We start from the raw sequence: 19,349 nt of genomic DNA on the forward strand, positions 1-19,349 counted from the left end.
TACCTGTGGGAGCGGGTTTACCCGCGAACACCGGCGAAGCCGGTGCCATACATCGCGGTTGCGAGTAGGCTCACACCCACAACTACTCTGAACCTCAGTGCATCTTGACGATTTGCTGGTCCGACGCGCGCCAGATCAGCCGGCTGGTGTCATAACCCTGCTGCCGGGCCTTGGACATCAGGTTCTCGCGCTCCCAGGCTGGTAGCGTCGGCGTACGCGACAGCAGCCACAAGTGCTTGCGGTCCGGGCTGCCGACCACCGCCGTGCGGTAGCGATCATCCACATACAGGATCCAGTACTCGCCCCTCGCCACCCCTGGCACCAGCTTGGTGAACCAGTTGTCGAACTCGACCCACAACTTGTCGGTATGCCCTGGCTCCTGGATGTTCGCATGCCCTTCGGCGCGCAGCCATTCGTCACCCATGGTGCGGCAGCGGTTGAGCACGCCGAGGCTACCATCGAGCCTGAGGTTGTAGTGCGCTTCGGACTGCTCACAGCCGGTCTGGTAGCGCATTGGCAGGCGCGCCAGTTCGTACCATTTGCCCTGGTAGCGCTTGAGGTCGATGTTGCCCGCGGTTTTCGGCGCCAGCGGGTCGTGTACGGAGCCGGCACAACCGCCCAGCAGCAACGCCAGGCATACCCCCATCAGCAGATACACGCGCCTCATTTGAGACCCTGCCCTGAATACATGAGCACCTTGTCAGCCGCGTACTGCACACTGATGAAGCTCTTCTCGTCCCCCCAGGTGCAGCTGCTCATCCCCAGCGCACCAGAGCACTCGGTCGGCGTGCCGAGCAGCTGCTCGACCTCGGCCTTGTTCATACCGGCCTTGATCTTGGAATAGTTTTCCTGATTGATCTTGCTGCAGGCAGTCAGAACGACGCACAGCGACAACAGGGCGAGGGAACGCAACGACATGAAGGACACTCCTGGAGAGGGGATACAGGCGAGTGGCCTGCAGTGACCTTCGACGGTAAAAACCCTCCCAGGTTCCCTGCTCCCCCTCCTCTACCCCTACGCCATTGGTCGGATGGCCACTACTGTGCGATTAATCACAAAGAATTATCCCGCCCAAACAAAAAGGCCGCCCCTACGTACTGTAGGAGCAGCCTTGTGCTGCGAAAGGGCCGGTAAGGCCAACAGGGATGCATGGGCAGCGAGGGACACTTCGCAGCACAAGGCTGCTCCTACAATGATCCCGACAACCCTGGAATCAGAACCTGGACCCAGGCTCCAGCAAAAAGTCCATCTCTTCGCTGGTACTCGGCCGCTCCAGCACCAGATTGCGGTGCGGGAAGCGCCCGAAACGGGCAATTACCCGCTGGTGCTGCTCGGCATAGTCGAGAAAGCCTTCGAACAACCGGCGGTTGGCTTCGGGTTGCTCGTCCAGCAGCACCTGGTAGCGCTCGACGCACAGGTTCTGCCAGTCCAGCACTTCGGCATGTTCCAGAACCAGCAGCACGAACACCCGCTGTATCGGCAGCAGCTGGTAATCCCAGTTCTTCTGCAAACCCTGCATCGCCACCACCTGGGCACGCCGGTCGCCCTCGAAGGCACGCGGCGTGTCGCGGTAGATCATGCGCGGCAACTGGTCCAGCAGGATCAGCAGGCCCAGCCAGCCCTGCGGGCTTTGCTGCCACTCGTCGAGCCCACCCGCCAGGGCATGCTCGACCAGGTCGCCAAACAGCGCATGGGCGTCGGCATCATGATGCTTGCCGAACCACAGCGTGCTCTTCTCGTCAGCCACGGCCTGGGGACTGGTGCCCCAACCGAACCACCACTCCAGCAACGGCTGCCAAGGTGCGAGCATGACTTACTCCTTGTGGTAGGCGGTGACGCGCTCGACCTCTTCCTTCGAGCCGAGGATTACCGACACACGCTGGTGCAGGCTTTCTGGCTGGATGTCGAGGATGCGATCGTAACCGTTGGTGGAGGCGCCGCCGGCCTGTTCGATGATGAAGGACATCGGGTTGGCTTCGTACATCAGGCGCAGCTTGCCCGGCTTGCTCGGTTCGCGGGCGTCACGTGGGTACATGAACAGGCCGCCACGGGTCAGGATGCGGTGTACGTCGGCCACCATCGAGGCGATCCAGCGCATGTTGTAGTTTTTCTTCAGCGGGCCGGTCTCGCCTGCCAGCAGTTCGCCCACGTAACGCTGAACCGGGGCTTCCCAGTGGCGCTGGTTGGACATGTTGATGGCGAATTCTGCGGTAGTTTCCGGCACGCGAATGTTTTCGTGGGTGAGGACGAAGCTGCCCAGTTCGCGGTCCAGGGTGAAGCCCTTGACGCCGTTGCCCAGGGTCAGGATCAGCATGGTCTGCGGGCCGTAGATGGCGTAACCGGCGGCGACCTGCTGGGTGCCTGGTTGCAGGAAGGCTTTTTCGTTCAGGGTTTCGTTCTGGCTCAGGTATTCGTTAGGGCAACGCAGTACCGAGAAGATGGTGCCGACCGAAACGTTGACGTCAATGTTGGACGAGCCGTCCAGCGGGTCGAATACCAGCAGGTAGGCGCCTTTCGGGTACTTGCCCGGGATCTGGTAGGCGTTGTCCATTTCTTCGGAAGCCATGCCGGCCAGGTGGCCGCCCCACTCGTTGGCTTCCAGCAGGATATCGTTGGAAATCACGTCCAGTTTCTTCTGGACTTCGCCCTGCACGTTTTCAGTGCCCATGCTGCCCAGCACGCCACCGAGGGCGCCTTTGGACACGTGATGGCTGATTTCCTTGCACGCACGCGCCACCACTTCGATCAGGAAGCGCAGATCGGCAGGGGTATTGTTGCTGCGAGTCTGCTCAATCAGATAGCGACTAAGGGTAACGCGGGACATGTATGGCTCCGAAAGGATTGGGGATAAAAACCCCCGCAGTTTACAGGGAGAGTTGCGGGCTAGCGAGTGATGAGACTCGCCACGGCTCTCAGACGGCACAATAGGTTGGTAGTTCAGCGCGCGCCAGGCCGGTGGTCTGGTTGTGGACCCATTCGCGGGCACGCCCGCTCGCACAGGAGTTGCACAACCTTGGAAACCTTGTGCAGTCCATGTGGGAGCGGGCGTGCCCGCGAAGAGGCCGGCACAGGCCTACCTCAATCCAGCGCCTTCCAGATCTCGCTGGCATATTCCCGAATGGTCCGGTCCGAGGAAAACCAGCCCATCCGCGCGGTATTCAGCACCGCCATGCGCCACCATTCCTGCGGCGTGTGCCAAAGCTCCTCGACCCGTCGCTGGGCATCCCAGTAGGCATCGAAATCGGCACACACCAGGAAGCGGTCATGAGCCACCAGCCCGTCGATCAGCGCGCTGTAGCGCGACGGGTCGTCCGGTGAGAACACCCCGCTGCGAACAGCCTGCAACACGTCGTTCAGGCGGCTGGACGCGGCAATCGCCGCACTGGCGCCAAAGTCACCGTCGCGCCGCCTGGCCTCCACCTGCTGCGCAGTAAGGCCGAAGATGAACATGTTTTCGGTACCCACCTGCTCGCTCATCTCGACATTGGCACCATCCAGGGTACCGATGGTCAACGCGCCGTTCAGGCCGAACTTCATGTTGCTGGTGCCGGACGCTTCGTAACCGGCGGTGGAAATCTGCTCGGAAAGGTCCGCCGCCGGGATGATGCTTTCAGCCAGACTGACGTTGTAGTTGGGCAGGAACACCACCTTAAGCAGGCCGCGCACGGTGGGGTCGTTGTTCACCACCCGGGCGATGTCGTTGGCCAGCTTGATGATCAGCTTGGCCTGGTGATAGCTGGCCGCGGCCTTGCCGGCGAAGATCTTCACCCGCGGCACCCAGTCGGTACCGGGGTCGTTGCGCATGGCCTGGTACAACGCCACGGTGTGCAGCAGGTTGAGCAACTGGCGCTTGTATTCGTGGATGCGCTTGACCTGCACGTCGAACAACGCCTCGGGGTTCACCGTAACGCCCAGACGGTCCTGGATGATGCTGGCCAGGGCACGCTTGCTGTGCAGGCGCTGCGCGGCGAACTGCTTGCGGAAACCGCTCTTGTCGGCGAACGGTACCAGATTGGCCAGGCGTCCTTCGGGGTCGTCCAGCAGCTCAGGGCCCAGCGCCTCGATCAGCATCGCGGTCAGCTGCGGGTTGGACTGGTACAGCCAGCGGCGGAAGGTAATGCCGTTGGTCTTGTTGTTGATCCGTTGCGGGTAGAGCTTGTGCAGCTCGGCGAACACCGTGCTTTTCATCAGCTTGCTGTGCAGCGCCGACACACCGTTGACGCTGTGCGAGCCGAGGAACGCCAGGTTGCCCATGCGCACCCGGCGGCCATTGTCTTCCTCGATCAACGACACAGCCCGCAACACGTCGAAGTCGTGCAGGCCTTTCGCCCGCAGCGCGTCGATGTGGTAGGCGTTGATCAGGTAGATGATCTGCATGTGCCGCGGCAGCATGCGTTCCATCAGCGCCACCGGCCAGGTTTCCAGGGCTTCGGGCAGCAAGGTGTGGTTGGTGTAGGCCAGGGTGCCGACGGTCAGCTCCCAGGCGGTATCCCAAGGGATCTCATGCTGGTCGACCAGCAGGCGCATCAGCTCGGCCACGGCGATCGACGGGTGGGTGTCGTTGAGTTGGATGGCCGCCGCATCCGGCAGGTTGAGCAGGTTGTCGTGCATGTTCAGGTGGCGGCGCAGCAGGTCCTGCAACGAAGCCGAGACGAAGAAGTATTCCTGGCGCAGGCGCAGTTCCTGGCCCGCCTCGGTGCTGTCGGCCGGGTACAGCACCCGCGAAATGCTTTCGGCCCGTGCCACCTCGGCCACCGCGCCCAGATGGTCGCCGGCATTGAAGCGTTCCAGGTGCAGCTCTTCCAGCGCCCGCGCACGCCACAGGCGCAGGGTATTGACGCTGGCCCCGCGCCAACCGACCACCGGGGTATCATAGGCCACCGCCCGTACGGTCTCGCCCGGCCACCATACCTGGCGCTGCTGGCCGTGGGTGTCGTACACCGTTTCGACGCTGCCGCCAAAGCTGATGGGGTAGATCACCTCGGCGCGCTCGAACTCCCAAGGGTTGCCGAAGTCGAGCCAGTTCTCGGTCTGCTCCTGCTGCCAGCCATCGACCATGGCCTGACGGAACAGCCCGTGCTCATAGCGGATGCCATAGCCGTGGGCGGCAATGCCCAGGGTCGACATGCTTTCCATGAAGCATGCCGCCAGGCGGCCCAGGCCACCGTTGCCCAACGCAGCATCGGGCTCGAGCAGGCGAATGCGCTCCAGGTCCACGTTCAGCCCTTCCAATGCGTCGCGGGCAATGTCGAGCAGGCCCAGGTTGCTCAGGCTGTCATACAGCAGCCGGCCGATGAGGAATTCGAGAGAAAGGTAATAGACCCGCTTCTGGCTGCGGCGATACGCCTGGCGGGTGTGGTCCATCCAGTGATCGACCATGTGATCGCGCGCGGCCAGGGCGATGGCCTCGAACCAGTCGTGGTCGAAGGCGTGCTCTGGGTCCTTGCCAACCGCGTAGGTCAGCTTGTCCAGTACAGCGGCGCGAAATTCGGCCACCTCGGCGTCACGAGCTTTGGGTTCCTGGGACATGCGGCATCCTCGGGCAAGTTGACGAAAACGGAGGGAGACTGTTGAGCCTAGACCCTTCGACAGGGAGTGACAGTTAGCGTTCGCAGTTTTCATGCCCACTTTGCGATTCCGGCAAAAGGTTGTTCATAAATTGAACAATTCCGGTATCATCGCGCGCCCCAAGACCGTGATACACCCCATAAAGATGAAAACGACCCTGATCGCCGCAGCCGAAGTCGACCGCCTGGAGACCTGGCAGCGCTACACCAGCAACATGTGCCATGGCTGCCATTCGACCTGCTGCACCCTGCCGGTGGAGGTGAAGATCAAGGATCTGATCCGTATCGGTGTGGTCGACGAGTTCGAGAAAGACGAACCGCCGAAGAACATCGCCAAGCGCCTGCAGAAGGACGGCATCATCGAACGCTTCAACCAGAAGTCGGGGATCTTCACCCTGACCCGGATGAGCAATGATGACTGCCTGTATCTGGATCGTAAAAGCCGGCTGTGCACCATTTATGACAAGCGGCCGGATACCTGCCGCAACCACCCCAAGGTCGGGCCGCGGCCAGGTTATTGTGCTTACAAGCCCAAGGTGGTCGATCGCTGATCGCTAGCCTTCAAGGGCCTCTTCGCGGGCTTGCCCGCTCCCACAAGGGGCGCGCAAATCATGGGTTCAGCGACACACCTGTGGGAGCGGGCAAGCCCGCGAAGGGCCGCAAAGCGGCCACTGCTGGCCAATCATGTGCCAAGCCAGATTTCTACTTTCCGCCAGAGGGAAAGCTCCTGCACGCACCACCCTGCTCCGCCGGTGGATGTTCGGGATAGGTCTGCGGCAGCACGCTGACCGGGCTGGTCGCGATAAAGCCATCAGCAAACTTCGCTTCGACGAACTGCGCCTGCCATCCCACCGCCGGCGGCGTGCGCTGCAGGGTGAAGTTCTGCATGGGAGCGAGCGTCTCGGATTGGTAGCGCACCCCGCAGGCAAAACGGAAGTCGCGGTCCTGGCTGTTGCTCGCCGTCCACACCTTCACCGTCACTGGCGGCTCAGAGAAGTCGACGCTCATCTGCCCGGCATGCCCGCTGGCCGACACCTGCACGCTTGGCAAAGGTTTGCCATCGCGCAGGCGCGTCACCGCAGGTACCAAGGTACTGACTATCGCTTGACGCACCCCGCCATGGTCGGAGTTCGGCAATACCCTGAGGATGGTCTGACCCGGCAGGCGCTGCTGATAATCGGTGACCGGGTCAGGGGCGAAGAAATCGTCACCACTGGCGGACACCAGGTACTTGGGAATGGCCAGACGCTGCCTTTTCTCGTTCAGGTACTGCATCGGGTCCATCATCGCCATCAGCCGCTCGAATGCCGGGGTACCCAGCTGCTGCAGGACACCAGCCTGCTGGTAGGAACCCAGCGCCAAGGGCCAGTGACCACCATAACGCTTGCGCAATCCGGCCAGCATGTCCGAAGTATCCGCGACGTCGATCACACTGGGCACGATGGCCATCACCCGCTCATCGGCCAATGCCGTGAGCCATGCGCTCCAGCCGCGCTTGGAGGCACCCGTGATAATGAAGCGGTCCACCGTGAGCCCTTGCCCTGCCAGCTCTTGCTCGGCCAGATCCATCGCCCGGCTTGCCGCCGCGGCCATCGGCACGTGCAGTGGCAATTCCGGCGCGGCGCCGCGAAGCGCATGAGCCCAGGTATGGGCCACGGCGTCATCCTCGCGCAAGGGCTTCTCGTTATCGTTGAAGGTCACATACTGATTGGGCACATCGCTGATCATGACCACGGCCATCCGCGCCTTGAGGGCGACCTCGCGCAATGCCTCGCGGGTATAGTCCGGGGTTTGCGCCGGTCCGAACCGTACACCGTTGTTCACCACCAGCAAGGCTTTGCCGGGCACGGCATTGTGCGGGATATGCAGCTCGACATCATGCTCCCAGCGGCGCGGCTCAACCACCGGCGCTGGCTCCCAAACCTGCGAAACCATCTGCAAGCGACGGAACGCATACCCAGGCTCGGAGGCTTGCTCGAGCAATACGGCTTCCAAGGGTGCCTGAAGCACCTTGCCAATATGGCACTGGACAACATCCTGCGGACGCAGGCTGGCACAATCCTGCAGGGTGCAAGCCTGCAAGCCAGCCATCAGGCAGGGGATGGCCAGCGCTAAACGGTAATTCATGTGCATGCTTCCTGCTTCGAGAAAGCACTTCACGCTATGCATCACAACAAGCGCGCACAAGTCGCAAAAGGCCGTGAAAGATGCCACCTACATCAGCTTGAGATATCACCTACAAAAACCTGCGTCAGACAAACAAAAACGCCCCCGGCCTTTCGACCGGGGGCGTTTTCGTTTCAGCTCAAGCTAGACGATCAAGCCTTGGCTTTCTTGGCAGCGCGGGTACGCTCACCTTCGTCCAGGATCTTCTTGCGCAGGCGGATCGACTTCGGAGTCACTTCGCACAGCTCGTCGTCCTGGATGAATTCCAGGGCCTGTTCCAGGGTGTGGCGAACCGGCGGTACCAGGGCGATGACTTCGTCTTTGCCCGAAGCACGCATGTTGTCGAGCTTCTTGCCTTTGGTCGGGTTCACGCCCAGGTCGTTGTCACGGCTGTTCAGGCCGATGATCTGACCGTTGTAGATGTCCTGACCGTGCTCGATGAACAGCTTGCCGCGAGCCTGCAGGGTTTCCAGCGAGTAGGTCAGCGCCTTGCCGGTCTCGATCGAAACCAGTACACCGTTCAGGCGACCGGACATCTGGCCAGCTTTCATGGTGTCGTAGCGATCGAAGATCGAGGTCAGGATGCCGGCACCGTTGGTCAGGGTCAGGAACTGGTTACGGAAACCGATCAGACCACGAGCAGGTACGTTGTACTCCAGACGTACACGGCCTTTGCCATCCGGCGCCATGTTGGTCAGGTCGCCCTTACGCAGGCCCATTTCTTCCATGACCTTGCCCTGGGATTCTTCAGGGATGTCGATGGTGACGTTCTCGAACGGCTCCTGCTTCACGCCGTTGACTTCGCGGATGATCACTTCAGGGCGGCCTACAGCCATCTCGAAGCCTTCACGACGCATGGTTTCGATCAGAACCGACAGGTGCAGCTCACCACGGCCGGAAACCTTGAACTTGTCAGCCGAGTCGCCTTCTTCAACGCGCAGTGCAACGTTGTACAGCAGCTCTTTGTCCAGACGTTCCTTGATGTTACGGCTGGTGACGAACTTGCCTTCCTTGCCGCAGAACGGCGAGTCGTTGACCTGGAAGGTCATCGAAACGGTCGGCTCGTCAACGGTCAGTGGCTTCATCGCCTCGACGTTGTTCATGTCGCACAGAGTGTCGGAGATGAACAGCTCGTCGAAACCGCTGATGCAGACGATGTCGCCAGCCTGGGCTTCTTCAACGTCGACGCGGTGCAGGCCGTGGTGGCCCATCAGCTTGAGGATACGGCCGTTACGCTTCTTGCCTTCGGTGTCGATGGCAACAACCGGGGTGTTCGGCTTGATACGACCACGGGCGATACGGCCAACGCCGATAACACCGAGGAAGCTGTTGTAGTCCAGAGCGGAGATCTGCATCTGGAACGGGCCATCGACGTCAACGTTCGGCGCCGGTACGTTGTCGACGATCGACTGGTACAGCGGGGTCATGTCTTCGGCCATGTCGGTGTGGTCCAGACCGGCGATGCCGTTCAGGGCCGAGGCGTAGACAACCTGGAAGTCCAGCTGATCATCGGTGGCACCGAGGTTGTCGAACAGGTCGAAGATCTGGTCCAGAACCCAGTCAGGACGCGCGCCCGGACGGTCAACCTTGTTGATCACGACGATCGGCTTCAGGCCAGCTTCGAAAGCCTTCTTGGTCACGAAGCGGGTTTGCGGCATCGGGCCGTCCTGGGCATCGACCAGCAGCAGCACGGAGTCGACCATCGACATTACACGCTCAACCTCGCCACCGAAGTCGGCGTGGCCGGGGGTGTCGACGATGTTGATGTGGTAGCCGTTCCAGTTGATGGCGGTGTTTTTCGCCAGGATGGTAATGCCGCGCTCTTTTTCCTGGTCGTTGGAGTCCATCACGCGCTCGTCGTTGAGCTCGTTACGCTCCAGGGTGCCGGACTGGCGCAGGAGTTTGTCGACCAGGGTGGTTTTACCATGGTCAACGTGGGCGATGATGGCGATGTTACGCAGATTTTCGATCACAACTGTATCTCGATCAGAGGATTCGGTTGCCGCCAGTGTAGGCGGCGAATATGTACGGTTTGAGGCTCAGCGGGCCCGGTGGTCGGGAGGGCGATGGCGGATGCTGCCGCCATACAGCCCTGGCGTCTTATGCCGGACGATAAACACGCACATTGGCATGTCCCTCACTGAGCAGGTGGTGTGCGTGCAGACGGCTCATCACACCTTTGTCGCAATACAGCAAGTACTGGCGGTTGGCATCCAGCTGCTTGAACTTGCTGTTGATGGCATAGAACGGCATGGCCTGGACTTCGATACCGTCCAGCACCAGAGGTTCGTCTTCCTGGGCATCGGGGTGACGAATGTCGATGACGATCTGGCCGGGCAGCGCCTCGGTCACTTCCTCGATTTCGATGTCCTTGCCCAGTTCGTCGATCACATGGTCGATGGAGATCAACCGGGCGCGTTCCAGGGCGCGCTCCAGCACGGCCATGTCGAACTGCTTCTCTTCATGCTCCATGCGGTGGCGCTTGGCGTGGGTGGTCGGGTTTACCGAGATCACGCCGCAATATTCTGGCATGTGCTTGGCGAAGTCGGCAGTGCCGATCGCGTAGGCCTGGTCGATGATGTCCTGCTTGTGGCTGGCCAGCAGGGGGCGCAGCACCAGCTTGTCGGTGGCCGAGTCGATGATCGACAGGTTCGGCAAGGTCTGGCTGGACACCTGGGAAATCGCTTCGCCGGTGACCAGGGCATCGATCTCCAGGCGGTCGGCCATGTGCGCGGCACCACGCAGCATCATGCGTTTGAGGGTCACGCCCATGTAGCTGTTGTCGACCTTGTTCAGAATCTCGCCGACCACTTCCTCGAACGGCACGCTGATGAACAGCACGCGCTGGCTGCTGCCGAACTTCTTCCACAGGTAGTGAGCCACTTCCATCACGCCCAGCTCGTGGGCACGGCCACCGAGGTTGAAGAAGCAGAAGTGGGTCATCAGGCCGCGGCGCATCATCTGATAAGCCGCCACGGTGGAGTCGAAGCCACCGGACATCAGTACCAGTGTCTGCTCCAGGGCGCCCAGCGGGTAGCCGCCGATGCCCTGGTGCTGGTTATGGATCACGTACAGGCGCTGGTCGCGGATTTCGATGCGCACCAGGACTTCCGGGTTTTTCAGCTCGATGCCGGCGGCGCCGCACTGCTGGCGCAGCTGGCTGCCGACGTAACGATCGACGTCCATAGAGGTGAAGTCGTGGTGACCACCGCGCTTGCAGCGCACGGCGAAGTGCTTGCCGGCCAGCAGGTGGCCGAAGTGCTGCTTGCACTTGGCGACGATGTCATCGAAGTCGCCGAGCGGGTATTCCTCTACCTGCAGGAAGTGGGTGATACCCGGGGTGCAGGTGAGGCGCTCGATCATCTCGCGCTGGACCTTTTCGTCTTCGACGCGGGTGACCACTTCGAGATTGTCCCAGACACCATCGACCACGAGCTCAGGATCGAGGTCCTTGAGCACGTTGCGGATGTTCTTGCCGAGCTGGCGGATGAAGCGCTTGCGCACCGGCCGGCTCTTGATGGTGATTTCTGGGAAGACTTTGACGATAAGTTTCATTGGTTAACAGCGCGCGCAGGGCCTGCCGAAAATGAGGGGCGCGAATTATAGCGGAAATTGCTCAGGATTTGACCAACTTTTGTACAGAAGGTCGGATTTATATTGCCTGCACCGGCCTCATCGCCGGCAAGCCAGCTCCCACAGGCTATCCACAGTCCTCAAGACCTGCGCCCTACCTGTGGGAGCTCGCTTGCCGGCGATGAGGCCCCCAAAGAAAGCACACAACTCAAGCAATGCACGCTATTGGTGCACTGCTACCAAAATTCGCATCTTAAGAGTGCACTTTTCCCCAGCACCCCACTCCCAGATACCCGCAAACGCCCCCTTTTATCCCGCCCTCGCCATTTTCGGGCACTGGCATGCAATTTGCTCCCTTGTGAGGCAGGTAAGCTTGGCCGACTATCCGCGCCCGGCAACACCCTTTTTCCAGGGCAGCGGCCCACCGCGCTCTAGACCATCCGGAGGACAACATGTCGAAGTCGGTTCAACTCATCAAAGATCATGACGTCAAGTGGATTGATCTGCGTTTCACGGACACCAAAGGCACTCAGCACCACGTGACCATGCCGGCGCGTGATGCACTGGAAGACGACTTCTTCGAAGTCGGCAAGATGTTCGACGGTTCCTCCATCGCTGGCTGGAAAGGCATCGAAGCCTCCGACATGATCCTGATGCCGGTCGACGAAACTGCCGTACTGGACCCGTTCACCGAAGAGCCGACCCTGATCCTCACCTGCGACATCGTCGACCCATCGAGCATGCAGGGCTACGATCGTGACCCTCGCGCCATTGCCAAGCGCGCCGAAGAGTACCTGAAGAGCACCGGCATCGGTGACACCGTATTCGCAGGCCCGGAGCCAGAGTTCTTCATCTTCGACGAAGTGAAGTTCCAGTCGGACATCTCCGGCTCGATGTTCAAGATCTTCTCCGAGCAAGGCTCGTGGATGACCGGCGCTGACGTGGAAGGCGGCAACAAAGGCCACCGTCCAGGCGTGAAGGGCGGCTACTTCCCGGTTCCGCCGTTCGACCACGACCACGAAATCCGTACTGCCATGTGCAACGCACTGGAAGAAATGGGCCAGACCGTCGAAGTTCACCACCACGAAGTGGCGACTGCCGGCCAGAACGAAATCGGCGTCAAGTTCAACACCCTGGTGAAGAAGGCTGACGAAGTACAGGCGCTGAAGTACGTCGTGCACAACGTTGCCGACGCCTACGGCCGCACCGCCACCTTCATGCCGAAGCCACTGTACGGCGACAACGGCTCGGGCATGCACGTGCACATGTCGATCTGGAAAGACGGCAAGAACACCTTCTCGGGTGAAGGCTATGCCGGCCTGTCCGACACCGCCCTGTACTTCATCGGCGGTATCATCAAGCACGGTAAGGCCCTGAACGGCTTCACCAACCCGTCGACCAACTCCTACAAGCGTCTGGTCCCAGGCTTCGAAGCCCCGGTAATGCTGGCCTACTCGGCTCGCAACCGTTCCGCCTCGATCCGTATTCCTTACGTCGGCAGCCCGAAAGCCCGCCGTATCGAAGCTCGCTTCCCGGACCCATCGGCCAACCCATACCTGGCCTTCGCGGCCCTGCTGATGGCCGGCCTGGACGGTATCCAGAACAAGATCCACCCAGGCGATGCTGCCGACAAGAACCTGTACGACCTGCCGCCTGAAGAGGCCAAGGACATCCCGCAGGTTTGCGGCAGCCTGAAGGAAGCTCTGGAAGAGCTGGACAAGGGCCGTGCGTTCCTGACCAAGGGCGGCGTGTTCTCCGACGACTTCATCGATGCCTTCATCGAGCTGAAGAGCGAAGAAGAAATCAAGGTCCGCACCTTCGTTCACCCGCTGGAATACGAGCTGTACTACAGCTGCTGATCTGATCGGCGCCTCGCGCCGATGACATGATCACGAACGGCCTCCTTCGGGAGGCCGTTTTCGTTTCCGTGGCTGCCTCATCGATTTCATACAGAACCGGCAGATGCCGCTGACATTTCGCCGCCCCCTCAGCACGCAGGGTAGGCGTCCCTTCAGTCAAAGGACATCACGCCATGCGCAAACTTCTACCTGCGATGATTACCGTATCCGCCCTCCTCACCGGCTGCGCCAGCAATGGCACCGCGCCAGGCCAGGCAACATCACAGGTGCTTCACCGCGCCACCGGCAGTTGGGACGGTACTCCCTATCTCGATTACCCCGAAGGACGACCAGTGCTGTCGCTTGTGAAAGTCAGCATTCCTGCCCACACCACCCTTGGCTGGCACTGTCACCAGGCACTCAATCTAGGCTATCTGACCGAGGGGCGACTCGAGGTGGAAACCCGTGACGGCAAGCGCACAAGCCTGGTTGCAGGCCAGACGCTGGCCGAACTTCAAGGGGAAGTGCACCGCGGGCACACCACTGCGCAACCCGCCACTGTCATGGTGTTCCACGCAAGCAATGAAGACCTGGGGTTTTCAACGCCAGAAGCCGAATGCCCGCCAACTGTGCGATAAACCCTGAAACCACCTATGCTCCATATTGGTGCATGCTGTGGACTAACGCCCCCGAATGCATCCCAAAAGCGATCACATGAACCGTTTAATCAGTTCATTCTGGTGCGAATTTTCCCGTTTCCAGGGCTTTATCGGCAAATTCCGCTTCTTTTCGGAGCCTTGGTTTGGTTCTTGCATTTTTTGCCCAAAGACTGGAATCAGCGGATCCACCGCGCGCCCGACCATGGCCGCGCCCATGCCCGACACGCGCCAAAAGAGGTCGACGACGCCCTATGACCATCAGCGATGCCCAGCACCGTCTACTTCTGGACAACCTGACCACCGCCACGCTGCTGCTCAACGCCGAGCTGCGCCTGGAGTACATGAACCCGGCCGCGGAAATGCTTCTGGCAGTGAGTGGCCAGCGCAGCCATGGGCAGTTCATCAGCGAGCTGTTCACCGAGTCGACCGAAGCGCTCAGCTCGCTGCGCCAGGCGGTCGAGCAGGCGCACCCATTCACCAAGCGCGAAGCGCAGCTCACCTCGCTGACCGGGCAGACCATCACCGTCGACTACGCGGTTACGCCGATCCTGCACCAGGGCCAGACCCTGCTGCTGCTCGAGGTGCACCCGCGCGACCGGCTGCTGCGCATCACCAAGGAAGAAGCCCAGCTGAGCAAGCAGGAAACCACAAAGATGCTAGTGCGCGGCCTGGCCCACGAAATCAAGAACCCCCTTGGCGGCATCCGCGGCGCAGCCCAGCTGCTGGCCCGCGAGCTGCCTGAAGAAGGCCTGCGCGACTACACCAACGTGATCATCGAGGAAGCCGATCGCCTGCGTAACCTGGTCGACCGCATGCTCGGCTCGAACAAGCTGCCGTCGCTGGCCATGACCAATATCCACGAAGTGCTTGAGCGGGTCTGCAGCCTGGTCGAGGCCGAAAGCCAGGGTTGCATCACTTTGGTGCGCGATTATGACCCCAGCCTGCCTGACGTATTGGTCGACCGCGAGCAGATGATCCAGGCCGTACTCAACATCGTGCGCAATGCCATGCAGGCGATCAGTTCGCAGAACGAACTGCGCCTGGGCCGCATCACCCTGCGCAGCCGTGCCCTGCGCCAGTTCACCATCGGCCATGTGCGCCATCGCCTTGTGGCGAGGGTGGAGATCATCGACAACGGCCCGGGCATCCCGCCGGAACTGCAGGACACCCTTTTCTATCCCATGGTCAGCGGTCGCCCGGACGGTACCGGGCTGGGCCTGGCCATTACCCAGAACATCATCAGCCAGCACCAGGGCCTGATCGAGTGTGAAAGCCATGCAGGCCACACCGCATTCTCGATCTACCTGCCCCTGGAACAAGGAGCCACCGCCTCATGAGCCGAAGTGAAACCGTATGGATCGTCGACGATGATCGCTCCATCCGCTGGGTCCTGGAAAAAGCCCTGCAGCAGGAAGGCATGACCACCCAGAGCTTCGATAGCGCCGATGGCGTGATGGGCCGCCTGGCACGCCAGCAACCGGACGTGATCATTTCCGACATCCGCATGCCGGGCACCAGCGGCCTCGACCTGCTGGCACAGATCCGTGAGCAGCACCCGCGCCTGCCGGTCATCATCATGACCGCCCACTCCGACCTGGACAGCGCCGTTGCGTCGTACCAGGGCGGTGCATTCGAGTACCTGCCCAAGCCATTCGATGTGGACGAGGCGGTCTCGCTGGTCAAGCGCGCCAACCAGCACGCCCAGGAGCAACAAGGGCTGGATGTGCCGCAGAGCCTGGCGCGCACCCCCGAAATCATCGGTGAAGCACCGGCAATGCAGGAGGTGTTCCGCGCCATCGGCCGCCTCAGCCACTCCAACATCACCGTGCTGATCAACGGTGAGTCTGGTACCGGCAAGGAGCTGGTGGCCCACGCCCTGCACCGCCACAGCCCGCGTGCGGCCTCACCGTTCATTGCCCTGAACATGGCAGCCATCCCCAAGGACCTGATGGAGTCCGAGCTGTTCGGCCATGAAAAGGGCGCCTTCACCGGCGCCGCCAACCTGCGCCGAGGGCGCTTCGAGCAGGCCGACGGCGGCACCCTGTTCCTCGACGAGATCGGCGACATGCCCGCCGACACACAGACCCGCCTGCTGCGAGTGCTGGCCGATGGCGAGTTCTATCGCGTGGGTGGCCACGTGCCGGTCAAGGTCGATGTGCGCATCATCGCCGCCACTCACCAGAACCTGGAGTCGCTGGTGCAGGCCGGCAAGTTCCGCGAGGACTTGTTTCACCGCCTGAACGTGATCCGCATCCACATTCCGCGGCTGGCCGACCGCCGCGAGGATATCCCTGCCCTCGCCCGCCACTTCCTCGCCCGCGCCGCCCAGGAACTGGCGGTCGAGCCGAAGATCCTCAAGCCGGAAACCGAGGAATTCATTCGCAATCTGCCGTGGCCGGGCAACGTACGGCAGATGGAGAACACCTGCCGCTGGATCACCGTGATGGCCTCCAGCCGCGAAGTGCTGATCGGCGACCTGCCGCCGGAGCTGTTGAACCTGCCACAGGACGCCGCACCGGTAACCAACTGGGAGCAGGCCCTGCGCCAGTGGGCCGACCAGGCGTTGGCGCGTGGGCAGACCAGCCTGCTGGACAGCGCAGTGCCGAGCTTCGAGCGGATCATGATCGAGACGGCGCTCAAGCACACCGCTGGCCGTCGGCGCGATGCGGCACTGTTGCTGGGTTGGGGACGCAACACCCTGACGCGCAAGATCAAGGAGCTGGGGATGAATGTGGCGGGGGGCGATGATGAGGAAGGTGACGAGCACTGAGTTCCAGGTAAACCCATAGTTCTTAGGGGCCGCTTTGCGGCCCCTAACATTTCAGCCCTTCGATGCACCGATCCTGTGCCCGATGCACCTCACTAAGGCACAAATCCCCTCAAAAAACGGCCAATTCACCCTGAAAGCCCAGATTCACGGGCTTTTCAAAACTGGCACGCCCCCTGCAATAAACAATACATATCCAGTTTCGGGGGCCCTGGTACAGGCAGGCCGGGTGAACCCCTCTTTTATTCGCAACATCGCCAGTTTTGGGGACCTCGGTACAGGCAGGCCGGGCCATCCCCCCTTTATACGCAGTACCCCTTTCGGGGACCCTGGTACAGGCAGGCCGGGATATCCCCTCTTTTATTCGTGCAGTTTCACCTGCAACCGCCAGCGCCCAGCGTCCTCTGCACCGGCCCACTCGCCGTGCAGGGGGCGCGCGGCCACCACCGTCAGCAACAGCCCTTCCTTGCTATTCTGCACCCGCCAACTCACAGGCTTGCCCTGCAGGCTCAGTTGCCCTTGCCGGGCCTTGCCTTGGGCCTGGAACAACAGTGCTACGGTACCGTCCACATTCTCGCCATGCAGCTGAGGCTCTTCGTTGAACCACAGCTCCAGGCCATCCTGCACCACCTCCACCTGCTGCAACTCGCGCTCGTCGGGTGTAGTCAGGCGGCCGATCATCAGCCCTACCATCAAGCCGATGATCGCCAGCGACAGCATCACCCGCGGGAACGCCTTCGAACGCACGTCCGGTTCGGGGGTAGAATGCCCGTCATCTTCACGCTTGGAGCCGTGCATGTTTCACGTCATCCTTTTTCAACCAGAAATTCCGCCGAATACCGGCAACATCATTCGCCTCTGCGCCAACAGCGGCTGCGACCTGCACCTGATCGAGCCCATCAGCTTCGAACTGGACGACAAGCGCCTGCGGCGCGCGGGGCTGGATTACCACGAGTATGCCACGCTCAAGCGCCACGAGAGCCTGGCCGGATGCCTGGAAAGCCTGGGCAACCCACGGCTGTTCGCCTTCACTACCAAGGGCTCGCACCCGTTCCACGAAGTGGCTTACCAGCCGGGTGATGCCTTCCTGTTCGGGCCAGAAAGCCGCGGCCTGCCGGCCGAAGTACTGGACAGCCTGCCGGCCGAACAACGCCTGCGCCTGCCGATGCGGCCGGGGTGCCGCAGCCTGAATCTGTCCAATACCGTGGCTGTGACGGTGTATGAGGCGTGGCGGCAAAATGGGTTTGCCGGCAGTTGATGCGCTGCCTGCACTGACTCTATCGCCGGCAAGCCAGCTCCCACAGGGACCGCACCGCCCTTGAAACCTGTGCAGTACCTGTGGGAGCTGGCTTGCCGGCGATAGGGCCGGAACAGGCCAACAAAAAAGGCGACCGAAGTCGCCTTTTTTCAAACGCAGCTATTACTGCACAGTCGGCGCTTCGCCGGCTTCCTGCATGCGCTGCATTTCTTGCGCGTACAGGGCGTCGAAGTTGACCGGCGACAGCATCAGGGCCGGGAACGAACCGCGGGTCACCAGGCTGTCCAGGGTCTCGCGGGCGTACGGGAAGAGGATGTTCGGGCAGAACGCACCCAGGGTGTGGCTCATCGAAGCCGCGTCCAGGTTCTTGATCAGGAAGATACCGGCCTGCTGCACTTCCGCGATGAAGGCCACTTCGTCACCGTTCTTGACGGTAACCGACAGGGTCAGTACCACCTCGTGGAAGTCGCCTTCCAGGGCTTTCTGCTTGGTGTTCAGGTCCAGGGCAACGCTCGGCTCCCAGGTCTGGCGGAAGATCTGCGGGCTTTTCGGGGCTTCGAACGACAGGTCGCGCACATAGATGCGCTGCATGGAGAACTGAGGGCTGTTGTCTTCTGCAGCAGCGCCGTTGGTCTGTTGGTCAGTCATGGCAGATCCTTATCCTAATGTTTTTGAATGCAGTGCAAATCAGGCCGCCAGCAGCGCGTCGAGCTTGCCGGCGCGCTCCAGGGCATAAAGGTCATCGCATCCACCGACGTGGGTGCTGCCGATCCAGATCTGCGGCACAGATGTACGGCCGGCCTTCTGGCTCATCTCGGCACGAACCTGTGGCTTGCCGTCGACCTTGATTTCCTCGAAGGCCACGCCCTTGCTCTCGAGCAGGTACTTGGCGCGCATGCAGTAGGGGCAGTAGTCGCTGGAATAGACGATGACGGGCTTCATATCACTTCACCAGGGGCAGGTTATCGGCTTTCCAGCTGGAAACGCCACCGCTCAGTTTGGCGGCGTTGTAACCAGCCTTGAGCAGCTCGCGGCAGATGGTGCCGGACTGCTGGCCCATCGAGTCGACGACGATCAGGGTCTTCTCTTTGTGCTTGTCCAGCTCGCTCATGCGGTTGACCAGCTTGTCCTGCGGGATGTTCACCGCACCGACGATGTGACCGGCGGAGTATTCCTTGGTCGGGCGGATGTCGATGACCAGGGCTTTCTCGGCATTGACCAGGGCAGTCAGCTGGCCGTTGCTCAGGCTCTGGCCGCCGCGACGGATTTCGTTGACCAGCAGCGCGACCAGCAAAACAACGAAGATCGCCACCAGGATGTAGTGGTTTGTCGCAAATTGAATCAGGTTAGCAACCATCTGGGGTGTTCCACGCGATTGAAAATGCCGGCCAGTATACACAGGCCCTTATTGCCACCAAAGCCTGACGGGCCGGCCGGAAAGGTACCTTCATGTTGCCACATTGGCCACGCTGGTCAGGGAACAGGACGAATATTCGCCGCCGGTGGCGCATTTGCCCTAAA

General features: G+C 61.3%; 18 protein-coding genes. 6 read left to right on the forward strand and 12 right to left on the reverse strand.

What is annotated here, in order from left to right; all coding sequences use genetic code 11:
* Nucleotides 1–94 precede the first annotated feature (94 nt).
* The 5 genes from RR51_RS02345 to RR51_RS02365 form a co-directional block, all read right to left on the reverse strand.
* Nucleotides 95–667: a lipocalin family protein gene (locus tag RR51_RS02345; protein WP_003259870.1), complete on the reverse strand. Its 573-nt coding sequence runs from the start codon at nt 665–667 to the stop codon at nt 95–97.
* Nucleotides 664–918: an outer membrane protein assembly factor BamE domain-containing protein gene (bamE, locus tag RR51_RS02350; protein WP_003249234.1), complete on the reverse strand. Its 255-nt coding sequence runs from the start codon at nt 916–918 to the stop codon at nt 664–666. Before bamE ends, RR51_RS02345 begins: the two co-directional genes overlap by 4 nt.
* Nucleotides 919–1,213: 295 nt before the next feature.
* Nucleotides 1,214–1,810, reverse strand: a complete 597-nt coding sequence (locus RR51_RS02355) for a DUF924 family protein (RefSeq protein ID WP_013974567.1) — start codon at nt 1,808–1,810, stop codon at nt 1,214–1,216.
* A gap of 3 nt (nt 1,811–1,813) precedes the next feature.
* Nucleotides 1,814–2,824 carry a class 1 fructose-bisphosphatase gene (locus RR51_RS02360; protein ID WP_013974568.1) on the reverse strand — a complete coding sequence of 337 codons (1,011 nt, stop codon included), beginning with the start codon at nt 2,822–2,824 and terminating at the stop codon, nt 1,814–1,816.
* Nucleotides 2,825–3,078: 254 nt separating this feature from the next.
* Nucleotides 3,079–5,529 carry a glycogen/starch/alpha-glucan phosphorylase gene (locus tag RR51_RS02365; RefSeq protein ID WP_039612507.1) on the reverse strand — a complete coding sequence of 817 codons (2,451 nt, stop codon included), beginning with the start codon at nt 5,527–5,529 and terminating at the stop codon, nt 3,079–3,081.
* Between the two features lie 184 nt (nt 5,530–5,713).
* Here RR51_RS02365 and RR51_RS02370 point away from each other — a divergent pair, with 184 nt between their 5' ends.
* Nucleotides 5,714–6,118: a YkgJ family cysteine cluster protein gene (locus RR51_RS02370; RefSeq protein ID WP_052261026.1), complete on the forward strand. Its 405-nt coding sequence runs from the start codon at nt 5,714–5,716 to the stop codon at nt 6,116–6,118.
* A gap of 151 nt (nt 6,119–6,269) precedes the next feature.
* Here the strand turns inward: RR51_RS02370 and RR51_RS02375 are convergent, their stop codons facing one another.
* The 3 genes from RR51_RS02375 to thiI all read right to left on the reverse strand — a co-directional run bounded on the left by RR51_RS02375 (nt 6,270) and on the right by thiI (nt 11,288).
* Nucleotides 6,270–7,694: a PhoPQ-activated pathogenicity-related family protein gene (locus tag RR51_RS02375; RefSeq protein WP_039612509.1), complete on the reverse strand. Its 1,425-nt coding sequence runs from the start codon at nt 7,692–7,694 to the stop codon at nt 6,270–6,272.
* A gap of 191 nt (nt 7,695–7,885) precedes the next feature.
* Entirely contained in the window at nt 7,886–9,706 is a 1,821-nt protein-coding gene (gene typA, locus RR51_RS02380; RefSeq protein ID WP_003259874.1) for a translational GTPase TypA, read from the reverse strand.
* Nucleotides 9,707–9,833: 127 nt separating this feature from the next.
* Nucleotides 9,834–11,288 carry a tRNA uracil 4-sulfurtransferase ThiI gene (gene thiI / locus RR51_RS02385; protein ID WP_013974574.1) on the reverse strand — a complete coding sequence of 485 codons (1,455 nt, stop codon included), beginning with the start codon at nt 11,286–11,288 and terminating at the stop codon, nt 9,834–9,836.
* Between the two features lie 470 nt (nt 11,289–11,758).
* Here thiI and glnA point away from each other — a divergent pair, with 470 nt between their 5' ends.
* The 4 genes from glnA (at nt 11,759) to ntrC (ending at nt 16,573) form a co-directional block, all read left to right on the forward strand.
* Nucleotides 11,759–13,165 (forward strand): type I glutamate--ammonia ligase, encoded by a 1,407-nt coding sequence (glnA, locus tag RR51_RS02390; protein ID WP_013974575.1) that lies wholly within the window; start codon nt 11,759–11,761, stop codon nt 13,163–13,165.
* Between the two features lie 173 nt (nt 13,166–13,338).
* Entirely contained in the window at nt 13,339–13,782 is a 444-nt protein-coding gene (locus tag RR51_RS02395; protein WP_052261023.1) for a cupin domain-containing protein, read from the forward strand.
* Nucleotides 13,783–14,054: 272 nt separating this feature from the next.
* Nucleotides 14,055–15,140 carry a nitrogen regulation protein NR(II) gene (gene glnL / locus RR51_RS02400; protein ID WP_013974577.1) on the forward strand — a complete coding sequence of 362 codons (1,086 nt, stop codon included), beginning with the start codon at nt 14,055–14,057 and terminating at the stop codon, nt 15,138–15,140.
* A complete protein-coding gene (ntrC, locus tag RR51_RS02405; protein WP_013974578.1) occupies nt 15,137–16,573 on the forward strand; it encodes a nitrogen regulation protein NR(I) in 1,437 nt (478 codons plus the stop codon). The genes glnL and ntrC overlap by 4 nt, the downstream gene beginning before the upstream one ends.
* Before the next feature lie 357 nt (nt 16,574–16,930).
* On the opposite strand, the gene RR51_RS02410 is transcribed toward ntrC, so the two are convergent.
* Nucleotides 16,931–17,368, reverse strand: a complete 438-nt coding sequence (locus RR51_RS02410; protein ID WP_039612510.1) for a hypothetical protein — start codon at nt 17,366–17,368, stop codon at nt 16,931–16,933.
* Here RR51_RS02410 and trmL point away from each other — a divergent pair.
* Nucleotides 17,367–17,828 carry a tRNA (uridine(34)/cytosine(34)/5-carboxymethylaminomethyluridine(34)-2'-O)-methyltransferase TrmL gene (gene trmL, locus RR51_RS02415; RefSeq protein WP_013974580.1) on the forward strand — a complete coding sequence of 154 codons (462 nt, stop codon included), beginning with the start codon at nt 17,367–17,369 and terminating at the stop codon, nt 17,826–17,828. The two genes, RR51_RS02410 and trmL, sit on opposite strands and share 2 nt — an antisense overlap.
* A gap of 162 nt (nt 17,829–17,990) precedes the next feature.
* Here the strand turns inward: trmL and secB are convergent, their stop codons facing one another.
* The 3 genes from secB to RR51_RS02430 are packed head-to-tail and all read right to left on the reverse strand — an operon-like array spanning nt 17,991 to nt 19,185.
* Complete coding sequence (gene secB / locus RR51_RS02420; RefSeq protein WP_013974581.1) at nt 17,991–18,476, reverse strand: protein-export chaperone SecB; 486 nt, start codon at nt 18,474–18,476, stop codon at nt 17,991–17,993.
* 39 nt (nt 18,477–18,515) lie between these two features.
* On the reverse strand, nt 18,516–18,770 hold the full coding sequence (gene grxC / locus RR51_RS02425) for a glutaredoxin 3 (RefSeq protein ID WP_003249204.1): 255 nt from the start codon (nt 18,768–18,770) through the stop codon (nt 18,516–18,518).
* Between the two features lies 1 nt (nt 18,771).
* Nucleotides 18,772–19,185, reverse strand: a complete 414-nt coding sequence (locus RR51_RS02430; RefSeq protein WP_003259887.1) for a rhodanese-like domain-containing protein — start codon at nt 19,183–19,185, stop codon at nt 18,772–18,774.
* Between the last annotated feature and the right edge of the window lie 164 nt (nt 19,186–19,349).

The organism is Pseudomonas sp. C5pp (assembly GCF_000814065.1).
Taxonomy (GTDB): domain Bacteria; phylum Pseudomonadota; class Gammaproteobacteria; order Pseudomonadales; family Pseudomonadaceae; genus Aquipseudomonas; species Aquipseudomonas asiatica.

Excerpts from the sequence above, each read along its gene's own strand:
- glnL (WP_013974577.1), top strand. The coding sequence starts at position 14,055 with ATGACCATCAGCGATGCCCAGCACCGTCTACTTCTGGACAACCTGACC.
- RR51_RS02360 (WP_013974568.1), bottom strand. The coding sequence starts at position 2,824 with ATGTCCCGCGTTACCCTTAGTCGCTATCTGATTGAGCAGACTCGCAGC.
- RR51_RS02345 (WP_003259870.1), bottom strand. The coding sequence starts at position 667 with ATGAGGCGCGTGTATCTGCTGATGGGGGTATGCCTGGCGTTGCTGCTG.
- glnA (WP_013974575.1), top strand. The coding sequence starts at position 11,759 with ATGTCGAAGTCGGTTCAACTCATCAAAGATCATGACGTCAAGTGGATT.
- RR51_RS02395 (WP_052261023.1), top strand. The coding sequence starts at position 13,339 with ATGCGCAAACTTCTACCTGCGATGATTACCGTATCCGCCCTCCTCACC.
- ntrC (WP_013974578.1), top strand. The coding sequence starts at position 15,137 with ATGAGCCGAAGTGAAACCGTATGGATCGTCGACGATGATCGCTCCATC.
- RR51_RS02375 (WP_039612509.1), bottom strand. The coding sequence starts at position 7,694 with ATGAATTACCGTTTAGCGCTGGCCATCCCCTGCCTGATGGCTGGCTTG.
- bamE (WP_003249234.1), bottom strand. The coding sequence starts at position 918 with ATGTCGTTGCGTTCCCTCGCCCTGTTGTCGCTGTGCGTCGTTCTGACT.
- RR51_RS02410 (WP_039612510.1), bottom strand. The coding sequence starts at position 17,368 with ATGCACGGCTCCAAGCGTGAAGATGACGGGCATTCTACCCCCGAACCG.
- trmL (WP_013974580.1), top strand. The coding sequence starts at position 17,367 with ATGTTTCACGTCATCCTTTTTCAACCAGAAATTCCGCCGAATACCGGC.
- thiI (WP_013974574.1), bottom strand. The coding sequence starts at position 11,288 with ATGAAACTTATCGTCAAAGTCTTCCCAGAAATCACCATCAAGAGCCGG.
- secB (WP_013974581.1), bottom strand. The coding sequence starts at position 18,476 with ATGACTGACCAACAGACCAACGGCGCTGCTGCAGAAGACAACAGCCCT.
- RR51_RS02365 (WP_039612507.1), bottom strand. The coding sequence starts at position 5,529 with ATGTCCCAGGAACCCAAAGCTCGTGACGCCGAGGTGGCCGAATTTCGC.
- RR51_RS02355 (WP_013974567.1), bottom strand. The coding sequence starts at position 1,810 with ATGCTCGCACCTTGGCAGCCGTTGCTGGAGTGGTGGTTCGGTTGGGGC.
- RR51_RS02370 (WP_052261026.1), top strand. The coding sequence starts at position 5,714 with ATGAAAACGACCCTGATCGCCGCAGCCGAAGTCGACCGCCTGGAGACC.
- RR51_RS02430 (WP_003259887.1), bottom strand. The coding sequence starts at position 19,185 with ATGGTTGCTAACCTGATTCAATTTGCGACAAACCACTACATCCTGGTG.
- grxC (WP_003249204.1), bottom strand. The coding sequence starts at position 18,770 with ATGAAGCCCGTCATCGTCTATTCCAGCGACTACTGCCCCTACTGCATG.